This is a genomic window from Streptomyces sp. NEAU-174, from assembly GCF_052665095.1.
On the sequence record NZ_JBQTCE010000008.1, the window covers coordinates 258,315 to 272,606 of the forward strand.

Below are 14,292 nucleotides of genomic sequence, written 5' to 3' on the forward strand. Positions count from 1 at the left end.
CATGGGGGCGGCAAGGGCGACGGCGACCTTGAAGGACGCGACGGCGATAGCCGGTATCGGGCAGACCCCCTTCGCCAAACGCCTGCCCGAGTCCGAGAAGACCCTGGCCTGCCGGGCGATCCTGGCCGCCCTTGACGACGCCGGTATCGCCCCGTCCGAGGTGGACGCCTTCTCCTCGTACACCATGGAGGAGACCGACGAGGTCGAGATCGCCAAGGCCATCGGCGCCGGGGATGTGACCTTCTTCGGCAAGGTCGGCTACGGGGGCGGCGGTTCCTGTGCGACCGTCGCGCACCTGGCCGCCGCGATCGCCACCGGGCAGGCGAGCGTCGGGGTGGCCTGGCGGTCGCGCAAACGCGGCAGCGGGCCGCGCCCCTGGACCAACACCCGGGTGCAGCTGCCCACCCCGGCCCAGTGGACCCGGCCGTACGGGCTGCTGCGCCCGGCCGATGAGATCGGGCTGCTGGCCCGGCGCTATATGCATGAGTACGGCGCGACCCGCGATCACTTCTTCAATGTGGCGCTGGCCTGCCGCAACCGGGCCAATCAGAACCCCGCCGCGATGATGTACGACCGCCCGCTGACCCGCGAGATGTATATGACCGCGCGCTGGATCAGCGAACCGCTCTGCCTCTTCGACAACTGCCTGGAGACCGATGGCGCGCTGGCCTGTGTGCTGGTGTCGGCCGAGCGGGCGCGCGACTGCCGGCACCGGCCCGTGTACGTCCACTCCGCCGCGCAGGGGCTGCCCGCCCAGCACCACGGGATGGTCAACTACTGGAACGACGACCCGCTGACCGGCCCCTCCTGGACCGCCGCCCGCCGGCTGTGGAAAATCGCCGACTTCGGGCCGCAGGACGTGGATGTCGCGCAGATCTACGACGCCTTCACCCCGCTGATCCCGCTCTCCCTGGAGGGCTACGGCTTCTGCGCCCGGGGCGAGGGCGCCGCGTTCACCGAGGGGGGCGCGCTGGAGATCGGCGGACGGCTGCCGCTGAACACCGGCGGGGGCGGCCTCAGCGAGGCGTACGTCCATGGCTTCAACCTCATCACCGAGGGGGTCAGACAGCTGCGCGGCACCGGCACCGCCCAGGTACCCGGCGCCACGACCTGCCTGGTCACGGCGGGTGAGGGGGTTCCCACATCGGCCCTGCTGCTGAGGAGTTGAGCGACGGTATGACACAGACGGAAACGACCACGACCACGGCCGCGAGTGGCGGGGGCGAGCGGGCCGATGGGCTGCTGGCACCCGTGCCCGACGACGACGGGGCGCCCTTCTTCGCCTACGCGGCGCGCGGCGAACTGCGCGTCCAGTGCTGCGCGGACTGCGGCGAACCGCGCTTCCCGCCCCGGCCCTGCTGCCCTCACTGCCAGTCCTTCGAGAGCCTGTGGAAAAAGCTGAGCGGCCGTGGCCGGATCTGGTCGTATGTGCTGCCCCATCCCCCGCTGTTGCCCGCCTACGCGGCCCAGGCTCCGTACAACGTCGTCCTCGTGGAGCTCGCGGACGCCCCGCGCATCCGGCTGGTGGGCAATCTGGTCGCCGCCGCGGACGCCGCGCTGAACTCGGTCCCGCCGGAGCGGATCCGCATCGGCGCGCCCGTGAAGGCCGCCTTCCATGAGACGGACGGCGGGCTGACGGTGGTGCGCTGGCTGCTGGAGCGGCCATGACGGTCCGCATACGGGTGCAGGAGGACGGCGTCGCGGTCGTCACCCTCGACCGGCCCGAGCGGCACAACGCCATCGACCTGGAGACGGTCTCGGAACTGACCGCCGCATGGCGGCGCTTCCGCCGGGACGACGCGGTCCGGGCCGTCGTCCTCACCGGCGCGGGCGGCCGGGCCTTCAGCACCGGCATCGACCGCTCGGTTGAGGTCGCGCAGCCGCCGTCGCCCTACGCGATGGACGATCCGCTGCGCACCGTAGGGCCCAAGGCAAACGACCTGTGGAAGCCGGTGATCGCGGCGGTGGCCGGAATGGCCTGCGGCGGGGCGTTCTATCTGCTGGGCGAGGCCGAGTTCATCGTCGCCGACGAGACGGCGGCCTTCTTCGATCCGCACACCAGCTATGGCATGGTCAGCGCCTATGAGGCCGTCTATATGGCGCAGCGGATGCCCATGGGCGAGGTCGCGCGGATGGCGCTGATGGGGACGGCGGAGCGGCTCTCGGCCCGGCGGGCGTATGAGACGGGCCTGGTCAGCGAGGTGACCCCGGCCGGTGAGGCCCTTACGGCGGCCATCCGTGCCGCGTCGGTCATCGCGTCGTACCCGACGGAGGCGGTGCAGGGCACCGTAAGGGCGCTATGGGCGGCGAAGGAGGCGGCGCTGGCCCAGGCGCTCGCGCAGGCCCCGCAGTTGATCGCGCTGGGCAATCTGCCGCCGGGGCGACAGGCCGCGCTCTTCGCGGCCCGTACGCCCGGCTTCCGTACCCGGTGAGGCCCGTCCGCGCCCGCCGGTGAGGCCCGTCCGCGCCGGATCGAGCGGCTCGGGGGTCGGGGCTCAGGTGGAGCTCGGGTACTTGAGCGCCGAGGTGACCTTGCAGGTGAAGGACGTCTGCTGGGTGAGGGTGCGGTAGGAGGTGGCGTTGAGGGTCTGGCTGCCGCCGGACGCCACGGTGACGGACTTGTAGTCGGAGCCCAGCAGGCTGCCGCCGTTCTGGTCCTCCCACTCGATGGTGATCGAGTAGTGCATGGACTGCGTCTCGGGGTTCCTGAGATTGAGGGTGTACTGGAACGAACGGGTCGACTCGTCGTAGTCGCAGCCGGTGGCGGTGATGTCGTTCGTGCCGTCCGAGTTGTAGGTGGGCGGCGCGGAGTAGGTGTAGGAGGGCGTGGGGGCGTCGTAGGACGGCACGTCGGAGGGCGCGCCGCTGGGCAGATCGGTGGGCATGCCGCTGGGGAGGTCGGTGGGACCGGACGCCGGGTTGTCGTTGCCCCCGCTCCCGCCCGAGACGAACCCCCCGAGGCCGCCGTCGTGGCTGCCGCCCTTCTTCTTTCCGCAGCCGGTCAGCGCGATGAGCCCGACCAGGGCGACGGCGCATATGCGCATGGAGCGGCGTTGCATGGTATTACCCCCGTTGAAAAGGCTCATTCAAGCCAGATGCAGCTGTTGACAAGTGCACGCCACCCTAGCAATGGGTTTTGCTACCCCAAAGTCACCAGTGGGCGCGCCTGTCCCGGCTCTCAGAGGACGGAGACGACCTCGCACCGCACCACGGTTCCCACGACCGAGGGATCGTCGAGCGGCACCCTTACGGTCCGCGACTTCCCCGCGGGGACCCGCACATCGGCGCGGCCGGAGGTGAGCGTCAGACCGTCCCGGCCCTGGAAGTTCATGTCCACGAGGTAGGTGTCGGCCGCGCCCGAGCGGTTGCGCACCTTCACGGTCGCCGCCGGACGACCGCTCTTGTCCTTGGCCACCTTGCCCTTTTCGGCGTCCTTGCCCTTGTCGGCGCAGCTGACGACCGTCGCCTGGGGCTCGGACGACGACGCCGTGCCGCCCGAGGAGCCGCTGGAGTCGCTGCCGCGCAGACCACGCCGCATCACAGACCCCGTTCCCCCGAAGACCGCGCAGAGTTACCCATCGACCTCCCGGCTCCCAGGAGGTCGATGAACGCCCGCAACCGTAGCAGCAATTGTCAGGGACACGGCCTGCGACCTGCCGTCTCGTCGCGCCGCCGTCTCATCGCGCCGCCGTCTCGTCGCACCGCCCCGGGATCGGTCAGGCCCGGCCGCCCGACGGGCGGGACTGGCCCGTGCCCTTCACCGCGTCCAGCGCGTAGACGCAGCGGTCCTTGCTGCACGCGTACACCACGCCCCCGGCGGCCACCGGGGATCCGGTGATCTCGCCGCCGGTCGCCAGCTTCCAGCGCAGCTGTCCGCCCGCCGCGTCCACCGTGTAGAGACAGTGATCGGCCGAGCCGAAGTGGACCCGGCCGTCGGCGACCACCGGCGAGCCGATGACCTCGCCGCCCGCCGCGAACCGCCACTTGGGCGTGCCGGTGACCGCGTCGAGCGTGTAGAGCGCGCCGCCGCTGCCCAGATGGACCGAGCCGTCGGCCACCAGCACCGGCTCGATGGACTGCCGGGCCTCGGTGGCGATGCGCCAGCGGTCGCGGCCGTTCGCCGCGTCCAGCGCGTACACCGTGCCCAGATAGTCGGCGATGTAGATACCGCCGCCGGTGACCGCGGGCCCCGGCGCGTACGCGGGGGCGCACAGGAAGACGGCGGGCGCCTCGAAACGCCACCGCACATCCCCGCGGGCGACGTCGAGCGCGAGCACCCGCGTCCCCGCCGAGACGTAGACCACCCCATCGGGCGCCGCCAGCAGACGCAGCGGCACCCCGCCGCACGACGCCGCGTCGCCCACCGGGTACGACCAGCGCTCCGCGCCCGTGCGCGCCTCCAGGGCGCGCAGCCGCGCGTCCGCCCACACATACACCGTGCCGTCATGGACGGCCGGGCCGGACTCGGGCGTCTCGAAGTCGGTCTGGAGCCCCTGCATCTCCCACAGCAGCTCACCATTGGCCGCCTCCCACGCCTGGACGCCACCGCCGCGCGTACCGGTGACGACCGTGCCGCGGTCGACCTTCAGGGAGTAGACCCAGCCGTCGGTCGACAGCCGCCAGCGCTCGGCGCCGTCCTCCGCGTCCAGCGCGTACAGCGTGGGGCCGTCGGAGGCGTGGATCCGGCCGTTCGCCACGGCCATCGCCCATGCCACGTCACGGGTCTTGAACTGGCGCCGGCCGGTGCCCACGTCCAGCGCGTGTACCTCGAACGAGGTCACGTACAGCAGATCGCCGGCGACCGCCGGGGTGCCCCATACGTCGTTGGACATGCGGAACCGCCACGGGCGCCAGCGGCCGTGCCCGGCCCCGCCGGGCGGCTCGGGCGGCTCGGCCGACGGGGAGTGGGTCGGCGGCGGGACGGCGGCCGTGCCATCGCCCCCGTTCAGCCCTCCGCTCGTCACCCCGGCCGGCGGGCGCACCCAGCCGGTGGCGGGCCCGGTGCCGTGCTGCGCCTGCGGGTCCCGCGCGTCGGCGGCCCGGAGCCCCGGGCCGATCGGCACCTGCGAACCGGGCAGCCGCACCGATCCGTCGGCCCCGGCGGGCGCAGGAGCGGGCGCCGCGGCGGCGGACGGGGCAGCGGACGGGGCGGCGTGCCGCCCGGGCCCGATGGAGCCCAGCGCGCTGGGCGGACTCGCGGCCTCCGGGGCGCGCAGGCCGCCGCGCGGATCGCCCACGCCCACGGGCTCCCAGCCGCTCGGAGCGGCGGGTCCGCTCGCGGCGGCGCCGTGCCGCCCGCCGTGGCCGTCCGCGGCCGCTCCCGCGGCGGGGACGTACGAGGGCGGCGGCGTGGGCGGGCGCTCGGGCGGAAGCGGCGCGGAGGGGCGGCTGCCCGCGCTCGCGGCGCTTCCGGCGTTCCCCGCGTTCCCCGCGTTCCCGCCTGGGCGGCCGCCTCCGGCCGCGGGCCGGGAGGAGCCGCGCACCTGGTTGCGGCCGCTGCGCTTGCGCTCGATGAGCGCGACGGCGCCGGGCGGCAGCCAGGCCGAGGCCGTACCGCTGTCGTCGGCGTTGGAGGCGAACAGATGCGGGGCCAGCTGTGACTGTAGATCGGCCGGCGACGGCCGCCGCTCGGGCTCCATCTGCATGCACGACTCGATCAGCGGCCGCAGCTCATCGGGCAGCCCGGCCAGATCGGGGCCCTCGCGCAGCAGCATGAACACGGTCTCCACCGGGTTGGCGCCGTGGAAGGGCGCGTGCCCGGTGGCCGCGAAGGTCAGGGTGGAGCCGAGCGAGAAGATGTCGCTCGCGCCCGTCACACTGCGCGAGTCGCGCGCCTGTTCGGGGGACATGTAGGCGGGGGTGCCGACCGCGACGTTGGTCATCGTCAGCCGGGTGTTCGAGACACCGGAGGCGATACCGAAGTCGATCACGCGCGGGCCGTCCTCGACGACCAGCACATTCGACGGCTTCAGATCCCGGTGGACCAGGCCCGCGCCGTGGATGGACTGGAGCGCCTCGGCGACCCCGGCCGCCAGCCAGCGCACCGCCTGGGCCGGCATCGGCCCGCACTCGTTGACGATTTCCTCGAGGGAGGGCGCCGGCACATAGGCCGTGGCCAGCCACGGCACCGCGGCGCGCGGATCGGCGTCCACGACCGCGGCCGTGTAGAACCCGCTGACCGCGCGGGCCGCCTCCACCTCACGGGTGAATCGGACACGGAACAGCTGGTCCTCGGCGAGCTCGGTCCGGACCGTCTTGATCGCGACCCGTCGGCCCGATGCCGAGCGGGCCAGATAGACCAGCCCCATGCCGCCCGCGCCGAGACGTCCGAGCACCTCGAAAGGGCCGATCCGCCTCGGATCGTGCTGCGTCAGCTGCTCCACCACTTGCCTGCCACCTCCCCGTGGGGGCTTGAAAAAATACAGCCCCGTGCAGCGTCTCACCGACAAACCAACCGGCGGCACGCATCCTGCATTCTCTCTGGCGAAGGCGGCGGTTGCGAACCCGGGGGCGAATCGTCGTGTCATCGGGCGATACGGAGCCGGGGTCCGTCCGGTTCGACCGGGGACCAGCCAAGTGCCCGCGGGCCCGTATCGCCCAGTTATTCGCCCCGGGTTCAGCCTGCCGTCGAGGTGTCGATGACGGCGAAGGCCGCGCCCTGATTGTCCGCAAGGACCGCGAAACGCCCGTACGGCGTATCTTCGGCGGTCTTGAGAACCCGCCCGCCCAGCCTGTGGGCCGTGCGCAGCGCCTGATCGCAATCCGCCACCACAAAGTACGTCAGGAAGTGGGCGGGCAGAACGGCCGGGTACTCCTCACCCATCACGACGCGTCCGCCGATCGCGTGACGGGGGTCCGGGGGCTCCCCGCGCGGCGTCCACAGGACCACGTCGGCCGGTGCGCCCTCTGCGGAGGGGGGCGCGGAACGCACTGTGGACGGCGTCATCTCGTAGCCGAAGACCGCTCGGTAGAAGGCGTCCACGGCGCGCGGCTGACGCGTGTGGACCTCTGTCCAGCCGTACGAACCGGGCGTGCCGCGCCGCGCGAAGCCGGGGTGGCTGCCCGCCTGCCAGATCCCGAAGACGGCGCCGCCCGGGTCGGCGGCCGTCGCCATGACGCAGAACTCGTCGATCCACACCGGCGGGGTGATCACCCGGCCACCGGCCTCGCGGATCCGTACGGCGGTCGCGGCGGCGTCCTGGGCGGCGAAGTAGATGTTCCAGACGGTGGGCATCCGCCCGTCCGGCTTGGGCACCAGCCCCGCGACGTCCTTACCGCCGAGGAGGGCCCGGGTGAACGTGCCGTAGTCGGTGGCGATCTCCTGGAAGGTCCAGCCGAAGAGCTCACCGTAGAAGCGCCGCCCCGCCGCGAGGTCGGACAGCAGCACATCCGCCCAGCAGGGCACGCCTTCCGCGAATGCCGCCATGGCCCGGATCCTCCCGCGTCCCTCGGTCCTCGGACTCGCTCGCTTCGGAGCCCGCTCACCTCTGAGCTTGCTCGCCTCGGAGCCCGCTCGCCTGGGAGCTTGCTCACAGCCCGTTTGGAGATGCTTGGCACGTGTTTGGAACCGCTTGGTTCGTTCACCTCACTTGCCACGCTAACGGGGGAACGCCCGGTCTGCTCGCCCCGGAACTCGAAATATTTGGCCAATCCTTTTGGCTCGAAGACGGATCCCACCGCGTCATCCACCGTTGTTATCCACAGGCTGTTGATAACACGATTCACACGTGTGGGTGAGCGGTGATTGAGGGCTTGACGACTGTGGACAGGGGTCGGAATCAGCCATTCCAACCTGCTCAGCGAGGTTCGCAAACCCGCCCATCCCGCCCTAACCCCATTTGCACGCAGCCGAATCGCGCTCCGATCACCCCTCGGTAAGCTGACGGCATGACAGGACAAGTACGCACAGTCGACGGGCGGGTGGCCGGTCGTCGCGGGCAGGCGACGCGGCAGAAGCTGCTCGACTGCCTCGGCGAGATGCTCAGCACCTCCCCGTATCGAGACGTCAAGGTCATCGATGTCGCACGTAAGGCAGGGACCTCGCCTGCGACGTTCTACCAGTACTTCCCCGATGTGGAGGGCGCGGTCCTCGAGCTCGCCGAGGAGATGGCGAAGGAGGGCGCGAACCTCACCGATCTGGTCGCCGACCGCTCATGGGCCGGCAAGTCGGGGGCGACCGCGGCGGAGGACCTGGTCGAGGGGTTCCTCTCCTTCTGGCGCAAACACGACGCCATCCTGAGGGTCGTCGATCTGGGCGCCGCCGAGGGCGACAAGCGGTTCTACAAGATCCGCATGAAGATCCTCAATTCCGTCACCAACTCCCTGACGGACGCCGTCAAGGAGCAGCAGGCCAAGGGCCGGATCGACGCGGACCTCAACCCCGGGGCCATCGCGGGCTCGCTGGTCGCCATGCTGGCGGCGGTCGCGGCGCACCAGAAGGGCTTCCAGAGCTGGGGCGTCAAGCAGGCCGACCTCAGGCCGAGCCTGACCTGGCTCGTCCACCTCGGTATCACCGGCCGCAAGCCGCCGAAGTAACGAATCCGCGCGCCCCTCCCCCGGCCTCCCTTCCCCGGCCCCTCCCAGCCGGCTGCCCTGCCGGGCCCGCACGTCCTGTCACGCCGCGGCGGATCACTCCCCAGTGATCCGCCGCGGCCCTTTGCGGGCACTGGCACGGGAGGGACCGGCTCAGCCCCTCCTGGCCCGGCTCAGCCCTCCTCGACGCGGTGGAGGCGGAAGAGGCGGATCTCGCGGTCCACCCGGGACTGGTACGTCGCGTAGGGCGGCCAGAAGGCGAGGACCGCGGCCCAGGCGGCCTCACGCTCGGCGCCCTCCAGGAGGCGTGCCCGGACGGCGATGTCCCGGCCCCGCCAGCTGATCTCCGCTTCCGGGTGGACCAGGAGGTTCGCCGTCCAGGCCGGATGGCCCGGACGGCCGAAGTTGCTGCCGATCAGGATCCAGGTGCCGCCGTCCTCCGGCATACAGGCCAGCGGCGTACGGCGAGGAAGCCCCGACCTCGCCCCGCGCGCCGTAAGGATCACGCCCGGCAGCATCCGCGCGCTCGGCAGCACCTTGCCGCGGGTCAGCCGGTGGACCGTGCGGTCGAACGCGGGGATGACATGGGGCGCGACCTTGGCGAAGGCGCGGGTCGAGGACACCTTGCGGATCAGCTTCACGCCGTAACCGGCCATCAGGTCGTCACCGCCTTACGCAGGCCGTCTCGCCCGTCCGGCCCCTCCGGCCCGTCCCGCCCATCGCGTCCGTCCGGCCCGCCGTGCGGGCTGTCCCCGTTCTGGGCGCCGCTCCCGCCACGCCCTTCATGACCGCCGCCGCGCCCTTCATGACCACCGTAAGGAGCGCGATCGGCCGCGCCGAAGAGTCCCTCCCGTTCCGCGGCCCGCGCCCGCAGCCGGTGGACGGGGCCGAAGAGCAGCTCGTCAGAGGCGGCCCGCTTGAAGTAGAGATGCGCGTCATGCTCCCAGGTGAAGCCGATACCGCCGTGCAGCTGCACCGCTTCCGCCGCCGCCGTGCGCTGCGCCTCCAGCGCCTGCGCGAGCGCCAGCCCGCCCGCGACCGCGGCTTCCGTACCGCCCGCACCGTGCGTACCGCCCCCTCCGCCCTCGGCCGCGGCCCAGGCCGCGTAGTACGCCGCCGAACGGGCCGCCTGCACCGCGACGTACACATCCGCCAGCCGGTGCTTGACCGCCTGGAAGGAGCCGATGGGACGGCCGAACTGCTCACGCGCCCGCACATACTCGACCGTCCGGGTGAGGGCCGCGTCCGCCGCCCCCACGGCCTCGGCGGCGAGCACGGTCGCGGCCGCCGTACCCACGGCCGCCAGCGCCTCGGCCACCGCCTCCCCGCTCCCGCTCCCGCCGTCGTCCACCCCCAGCAGCTCGGCCGAGACGTTCCGCAGCTCGATCCGGGCCTGCGGCCGGGTCGCGTCGAGCGCGGTCAGCCGGGTACGGACCAGCCCGTCCACCCCCACCCTGGCCTCGTCCGCCCCCGCCCGGACGAGGAACAGCAGCGTCCGCCCGCGCGTATAGCCCCCGGCGCGGGCGGCGACCAGCAGCAGTTCGGCGCTGTGCCCGCCCGGCACCTGCTCCACCTGCCCGTACAGCCGCCACCCCGCGCCGCCGTCCCGGTCCGGGCGCGCTTGGACACCCCCCGCGCGCCCCCCACCGGCCCACGCGCCGTCCCGCGCTCCTACGAGCCCGAGCGCTTCGGGCAGCGCGCGCCCCGGCACCGCGAGTGCCGCCGTAAGGGCGCCCTCCGCGATGCGCGGCAGCAGCTCGGCGCGCTGCGCCTCGGTCCCGAGCGCGGCGACCAGGGGCGCGGCGAACACGGCGGTGGCCAGGAGCGGCGAGGGGAGCAGCACCCGCCCGGTCTCCTCACAGGCCAGCGCCAGCTCGGTGACGCCGCAGCCGACGCCCCCGTACGCAGCCGAAAGGGCGAGGCCCGGCAGCCCGAGCGTCCGGGCGAGCCGCCGCCACAGGGCCTCGTCATAGCCGGGCGCGGTCTGGACCGCCGCCTTGATCTCGTCCGGCCCGCACCGCTCCCGCAGCAGAGTGCGCAGCGTACGGCGGATCTCGTCCTGTTCCTCGGTGAACGCGGCGTCCATCGGCGAGCACCTCCGATTTTCTGACGGGCCGTCATACTAGGGACGACCTCCGGACTTTCCCACCCCTCCCGCCCCATCCACGGCTAAGCTGCTGCCGCCCATCACGTTCCTCCCCGCACCCTCCGCCGGAGCGCGACCGAACCGGCGGTGGCCCTGTCCTCCGGGGCCTGTCGGAGGAGCGAGGAGGGGTAATGGACGATCGGAGCACGCAGGAGACGAGCGACGCCCGGTGGACCGGCCCGGACAAGTGGCAGGTCGTGATCGGAGTGCTGAGCCTTCTGGTGGCGATCGCCGCTTGCGTGGGGCAGTTCCTCCAGTAACCGGACGCCGCACGCGTGGTCCGGACGGGGCTTGTGCTCGAGGCGCGGGCACGGCCATACGGGAGATCGTCCGGACCACCCCCTTCCCCTGGACCTCGGCGACCTCGCACAGGCACCCCCAGACCTCGATGCGCTCGCGCAGGCGCCCCCTTCCACTCCGCCGAATCTGATGTACCGTCAGATTCATGCCGCCCGCAGCGCAGCGCAACCGTAAGGTCGCCATCGTCGGCGTCTCCCTCTCCGACTGCGGCCGCGTCGACACGGCCACCCCCTACGCCCTCCACGCCCAGGCCGCCCGCCGGGCCCTCGCCGAATCCGGTCTCGACCGGTCGGTCGTCGACGGCTTCGCCTCGGCGGGGCTCGGCACCCTCGCGCCGGTCGAGGTGGCCGAGTATCTGGGGCTGCGGCCGACCTGGACCGACTCGACGGCCGTCGGCGGCGCCACCTGGGAGGTCATGGCGGCGCACGCGGCGGACGCGATCGCCGTCGGGCACGCCCGCGCCGTTCTGCTCGTCTACGGCTCCACCGCCCGCGCCGACATCCGCGCGGGCCGCCGCACCGCGAACCTCTCCTTCGGGGCGCGCGGACCGCTCCAGTTCGAGGTCCCGTACGGGCATACGCTGGTCGCCAAGTACGCGATGGCCGCGCGCCGCCATATGCATGAGTACGGCACCACCCTCGAACAGCTGGCGGACATCGCCGTTCAGGCGCGTATCAATGCCGGGCACAATCCGGACGCGATGTTTCGCGAACCGATCACCGTCGATGACGTCCTGAGCGGCCCGATGATCGCCGACCCCTTCACCAAGCTGCACTGCTGCATCCGCTCGGACGGCGGCTGCGCGGTGCTGCTCGCGGCCGAGGAATACGTACCGGACACGGCGAAACCCCCGGTGTGGGTGCTGGGTTCGGGCACGGCCGTCTCGCACACCACCATGTCCGAATGGGAGGACTTCACGGTCTCCCCGGCCGCGGCCTCCGGGCGGGCGGCGTTCGCACGGGCGGGCGTCCGGCCGTCGGACATCGACGTGGCCGAGCTCTATGACGCCTTCACCTATATGACCCTGGTGACGCTGGAGGACCTCGGCTTCTGTGCCAAGGGCGAGGGCGGGGCGTTCGCGACGAAGGGGCGGCTGACCCGGGACGGCGAGCTGCCGACCAACACCGACGGCGGCGGCCTCTCCGCCTGCCACCCGGGGATGCGCGGACTGTTCCTGCTGGTCGAGGCCGTACGGCAGCTACGCGGCGAGGCCGGGGAGCGCCAGGTGCGCAAGGCGGGCGGACGGCTGCCGGAGCTGGCCGTGGCGTCGGGCACGGGGGGCTGGTTCTGCTCGGCGGGCACGGTGGTCCTGGGCCGCGACTGACGGGCCCGCCCCGGCCGTACGTACGCCCCACCCGCCCCGGCCATACGCACGCCCGCCCCGCCCCGGCCGTACGCACCCCCCCGGCTTGCCCCGGCCCCTCACGGGTGATCGGATGGGGAGCCGATGAGCGACGACCAAGATGAGGCCGAGGCATTCCGCGCACTGCTGCGCGGCCTGCGCGTACCCCATGCGGGCGAACTGCCCGTCTTCGACCCGGGCACGGCCCCGGACGCACCGCTTCCGCTCTTCCGGCGGTGGCTGCGGGAGGCCGCCGAGGCGGGCGAACCCGGCCCGCACACCATGTCGCTGGCCACGGTGGGCGCCGACTGCCGTCCGTCCCAGCGCACGGTGATGCTGCACGACGCCGATGAGCGCGGCTGGCACTTCGGCACCCATCGCACCAGCCGTAAGGGCCGCGAGTTGGCCGAGCGGCCCTATGCCTCGCTCGCGTTCCACTGGATGCGCCCGGGCCGTCAGGTGCGCGTCAGCGGGCGGGTCGGCGAGGCCGGGCGGGAGGAGAGCGCGGCCGATCTGCGCGGCCGGTCCCCCGCGGCGCTCGCGGCGGCGCTGGCCGGGAGCGGACGGCAGAGCGAGGTGCTCGGCTCGTACGAGGAGCTGCTACGGGCCTTCGAGACGGCGTACGAACGGGCCGAACGCGAACCGGACGCGACCGCCCCCACCTGGACCCTGTACGTCCTGGAGGCCGACGAGGTCGAGTTCTACCAGGAGGAGGCGAAGCGGCGGCACGTACGGGTCCGCTACCGCCGCGACCCCGGGGAGCAGCCCAGCGGCTGGCGGCGAGACCTGCTGTGGCCATAACGGCGGCACGGCCGCACGGTGACGACCGTAAGGCGTGCACCGTTGCGCAAGACGGCCGTAAGGCGGCCACGCCGCAAGGCTAGGCAGACATCGGCCGGAAGACAGGAAAAGCGGGGACGTCCCGCTCGCCGGCCTCCGGCGCCCGGAACGCCACCCGGAGCCGCATCCCCACCCTCGGTCCGCTCTCCGGGACCTCGATGAGCTCGGTCATCATCCGCGGCCCCTCGGCGAGATCGACGACGGCGGCGGTGTACGGGACGCGGGCACCGAACGGCGGCAGGTCATTGCGGTGCACCACGGACCACGTATAGAGCGACGCGGCGCCGCTCGCCGCCTCCCAGACGACGTTCTCGCTCCAGCAGAACGGGCAGAACTCGCGCGGGTAGTGATGGGCCCGGCCGCACCCGCCGCAGCGCCGGATCAGCAGCCGGCCCTCGGCGGCGGCGTCCCAGTAGGGACGGGTGAAGGCGTCGATCTCGGGCAGATCGAAGCGCGGGCCGCCCGCGGACGGCGTCGGGCTCACAGGAACAGCCCCCATGCCTCGTCGAGCGACCAGGTCTGCCAGCTCATGCCGAAGATCCCGACCACGGAGATCAGCACCATCATCGAGTTCTGCCCCTGCTCCGCCCAGTCGTGGATCATGAGCAGGAAATAGAGCAGATTGAGCACGATCGCGCCGATCAGGGCGATGGGGGTCAGGAAACCGAGCGTCAGCCCGAGGCCGAGGGCGAGTTCGGCGTAGACGACGACGTATGCCATGACCTTGGGACGGGGTGTGACCACCGCGTCGAAGCCGCCGCGGACGAACGCCCAGCGGTGCTTGGCGGCCACGCCCACCGCCCAGCCGATGCCGGTGCCGCGCTCGAACCAGTCCTTCTTGTTCTTGTGCCGCCAGCTCTCGAGCCACCACAGGCCGAGTCCGATACGCAGTACGGCGAGCCATTCGGCCCCGTCGAGCCCGATCGTCCGCATCGTTCCCCGCCCTCCCTGCCGCCGCCGAATCTGACGGTACGTCAGTTTCATGGGCCGGGCCCGACCCGCGCAAGGGGTCGGGCCCGGCGGAGCGGAATCCGGCGGGACACCGCGGCGACGGTCCGGCGCCGACCGACCGTGACCTCTCCGCAACCCATCCGGAATCACTTTGGCCGGTTGTTTGACCGAAACCCGTCAA

15 protein-coding genes are annotated in these 14,292 nt (G+C 72.5%); 7 read left to right on the forward strand and 8 right to left on the reverse strand.

What is annotated here, in order from left to right; all coding sequences use genetic code 11:
* The first annotated feature begins 1 nt into the window (after position 1).
* Genes ACT2CW_RS24390 through ACT2CW_RS24400 form a run of 3 tightly spaced genes read left to right on the forward strand, consistent with a single transcriptional unit; the run spans position 2 to position 2,432 of the window.
* The gene (locus ACT2CW_RS24390; protein ID WP_445518274.1) at positions 2-1,168 is read left to right on the forward strand and encodes a lipid-transfer protein; all 1,167 of its coding nucleotides are present in this window, start codon (positions 2-4) and stop codon (positions 1,166-1,168) included.
* Between the two features lie 8 nt (positions 1,169-1,176).
* Positions 1,177-1,668 (forward strand): Zn-ribbon domain-containing OB-fold protein, encoded by a 492-nt coding sequence (locus ACT2CW_RS24395; RefSeq protein ID WP_250853394.1) that lies wholly within the window; start codon positions 1,177-1,179, stop codon positions 1,666-1,668.
* Positions 1,665-2,432 (forward strand): enoyl-CoA hydratase/isomerase family protein, encoded by a 768-nt coding sequence (locus ACT2CW_RS24400; RefSeq protein ID WP_445518275.1) that lies wholly within the window; start codon positions 1,665-1,667, stop codon positions 2,430-2,432. Before ACT2CW_RS24395 ends, ACT2CW_RS24400 begins: the two co-directional genes overlap by 4 nt.
* A gap of 63 nt (positions 2,433-2,495) precedes the next feature.
* On the opposite strand, the gene ACT2CW_RS24405 is transcribed toward ACT2CW_RS24400, so the two are convergent.
* From ACT2CW_RS24405 to ACT2CW_RS24420, 4 genes are all read right to left on the reverse strand, one after another.
* The gene (locus ACT2CW_RS24405; protein ID WP_250853395.1) at positions 2,496-3,044 is read right to left on the reverse strand and encodes a PT domain-containing protein; all 549 of its coding nucleotides are present in this window, start codon (positions 3,042-3,044) and stop codon (positions 2,496-2,498) included.
* A 134-nt stretch (positions 3,045-3,178) separates the two neighbouring features.
* Positions 3,179-3,538: a hypothetical protein gene (locus tag ACT2CW_RS24410; protein ID WP_445518276.1), complete on the reverse strand. Its 360-nt coding sequence runs from the start codon at positions 3,536-3,538 to the stop codon at positions 3,179-3,181.
* Between the two features lie 178 nt (positions 3,539-3,716).
* Positions 3,717-6,386 (reverse strand): serine/threonine-protein kinase, encoded by a 2,670-nt coding sequence (locus ACT2CW_RS24415; RefSeq protein WP_138914333.1) that lies wholly within the window; start codon positions 6,384-6,386, stop codon positions 3,717-3,719.
* 230 nt (positions 6,387-6,616) lie between these two features.
* Complete coding sequence (locus ACT2CW_RS24420; protein ID WP_182467773.1) at positions 6,617-7,426, reverse strand: VOC family protein; 810 nt, start codon at positions 7,424-7,426, stop codon at positions 6,617-6,619.
* A 461-nt stretch (positions 7,427-7,887) separates the two neighbouring features.
* Here ACT2CW_RS24420 and ACT2CW_RS24425 point away from each other — a divergent pair, with 461 nt between their 5' ends.
* Entirely contained in the window at positions 7,888-8,535 is a 648-nt protein-coding gene (locus tag ACT2CW_RS24425; protein WP_164435898.1) for a TetR family transcriptional regulator, read from the forward strand.
* 170 nt (positions 8,536-8,705) lie between these two features.
* Here the strand turns inward: ACT2CW_RS24425 and ACT2CW_RS24430 are convergent, their stop codons facing one another.
* Both ACT2CW_RS24430 and ACT2CW_RS24435 read right to left on the reverse strand, forming a co-directional pair.
* Entirely contained in the window at positions 8,706-9,188 is a 483-nt protein-coding gene (locus ACT2CW_RS24430; RefSeq protein WP_445518277.1) for a nitroreductase family deazaflavin-dependent oxidoreductase, read from the reverse strand.
* The gene (locus ACT2CW_RS24435) at positions 9,188-10,618 is read right to left on the reverse strand and encodes an acyl-CoA dehydrogenase family protein (protein WP_445518278.1); all 1,431 of its coding nucleotides are present in this window, start codon (positions 10,616-10,618) and stop codon (positions 9,188-9,190) included. Before ACT2CW_RS24435 ends, ACT2CW_RS24430 begins: the two co-directional genes overlap by 1 nt.
* Before the next feature lie 191 nt (positions 10,619-10,809).
* On the opposite strand from ACT2CW_RS24435, the gene ACT2CW_RS24440 reads away from it, so the two are divergent.
* The 3 genes from ACT2CW_RS24440 to ACT2CW_RS24450 all read left to right on the forward strand — a co-directional run bounded on the left by ACT2CW_RS24440 (position 10,810) and on the right by ACT2CW_RS24450 (position 13,121).
* Complete coding sequence (locus ACT2CW_RS24440; protein WP_267950671.1) at positions 10,810-10,938, forward strand: hypothetical protein; 129 nt, start codon at positions 10,810-10,812, stop codon at positions 10,936-10,938.
* Positions 10,939-11,123: 185 nt separating this feature from the next.
* A complete protein-coding gene (locus tag ACT2CW_RS24445; RefSeq protein WP_445518279.1) occupies positions 11,124-12,302 on the forward strand; it encodes a thiolase C-terminal domain-containing protein in 1,179 nt (392 codons plus the stop codon).
* A gap of 123 nt (positions 12,303-12,425) precedes the next feature.
* Positions 12,426-13,121 carry a pyridoxine/pyridoxamine 5'-phosphate oxidase gene (locus ACT2CW_RS24450; RefSeq protein WP_445518280.1) on the forward strand — a complete coding sequence of 232 codons (696 nt, stop codon included), beginning with the start codon at positions 12,426-12,428 and terminating at the stop codon, positions 13,119-13,121.
* 79 nt (positions 13,122-13,200) lie between these two features.
* Here the strand turns inward: ACT2CW_RS24450 and ACT2CW_RS24455 are convergent, their stop codons facing one another.
* Positions 13,201-13,659, reverse strand: coding sequence for a Zn-ribbon domain-containing OB-fold protein (locus ACT2CW_RS24455; RefSeq protein ID WP_164435891.1), 459 nt, complete (start codon positions 13,657-13,659; stop codon positions 13,201-13,203).
* Positions 13,641-14,093: a hypothetical protein gene (locus tag ACT2CW_RS24460; RefSeq protein WP_037953025.1), complete on the reverse strand. Its 453-nt coding sequence runs from the start codon at positions 14,091-14,093 to the stop codon at positions 13,641-13,643. Before ACT2CW_RS24460 ends, ACT2CW_RS24455 begins: the two co-directional genes overlap by 19 nt.
* Between the last annotated feature and the right edge of the window lie 199 nt (positions 14,094-14,292).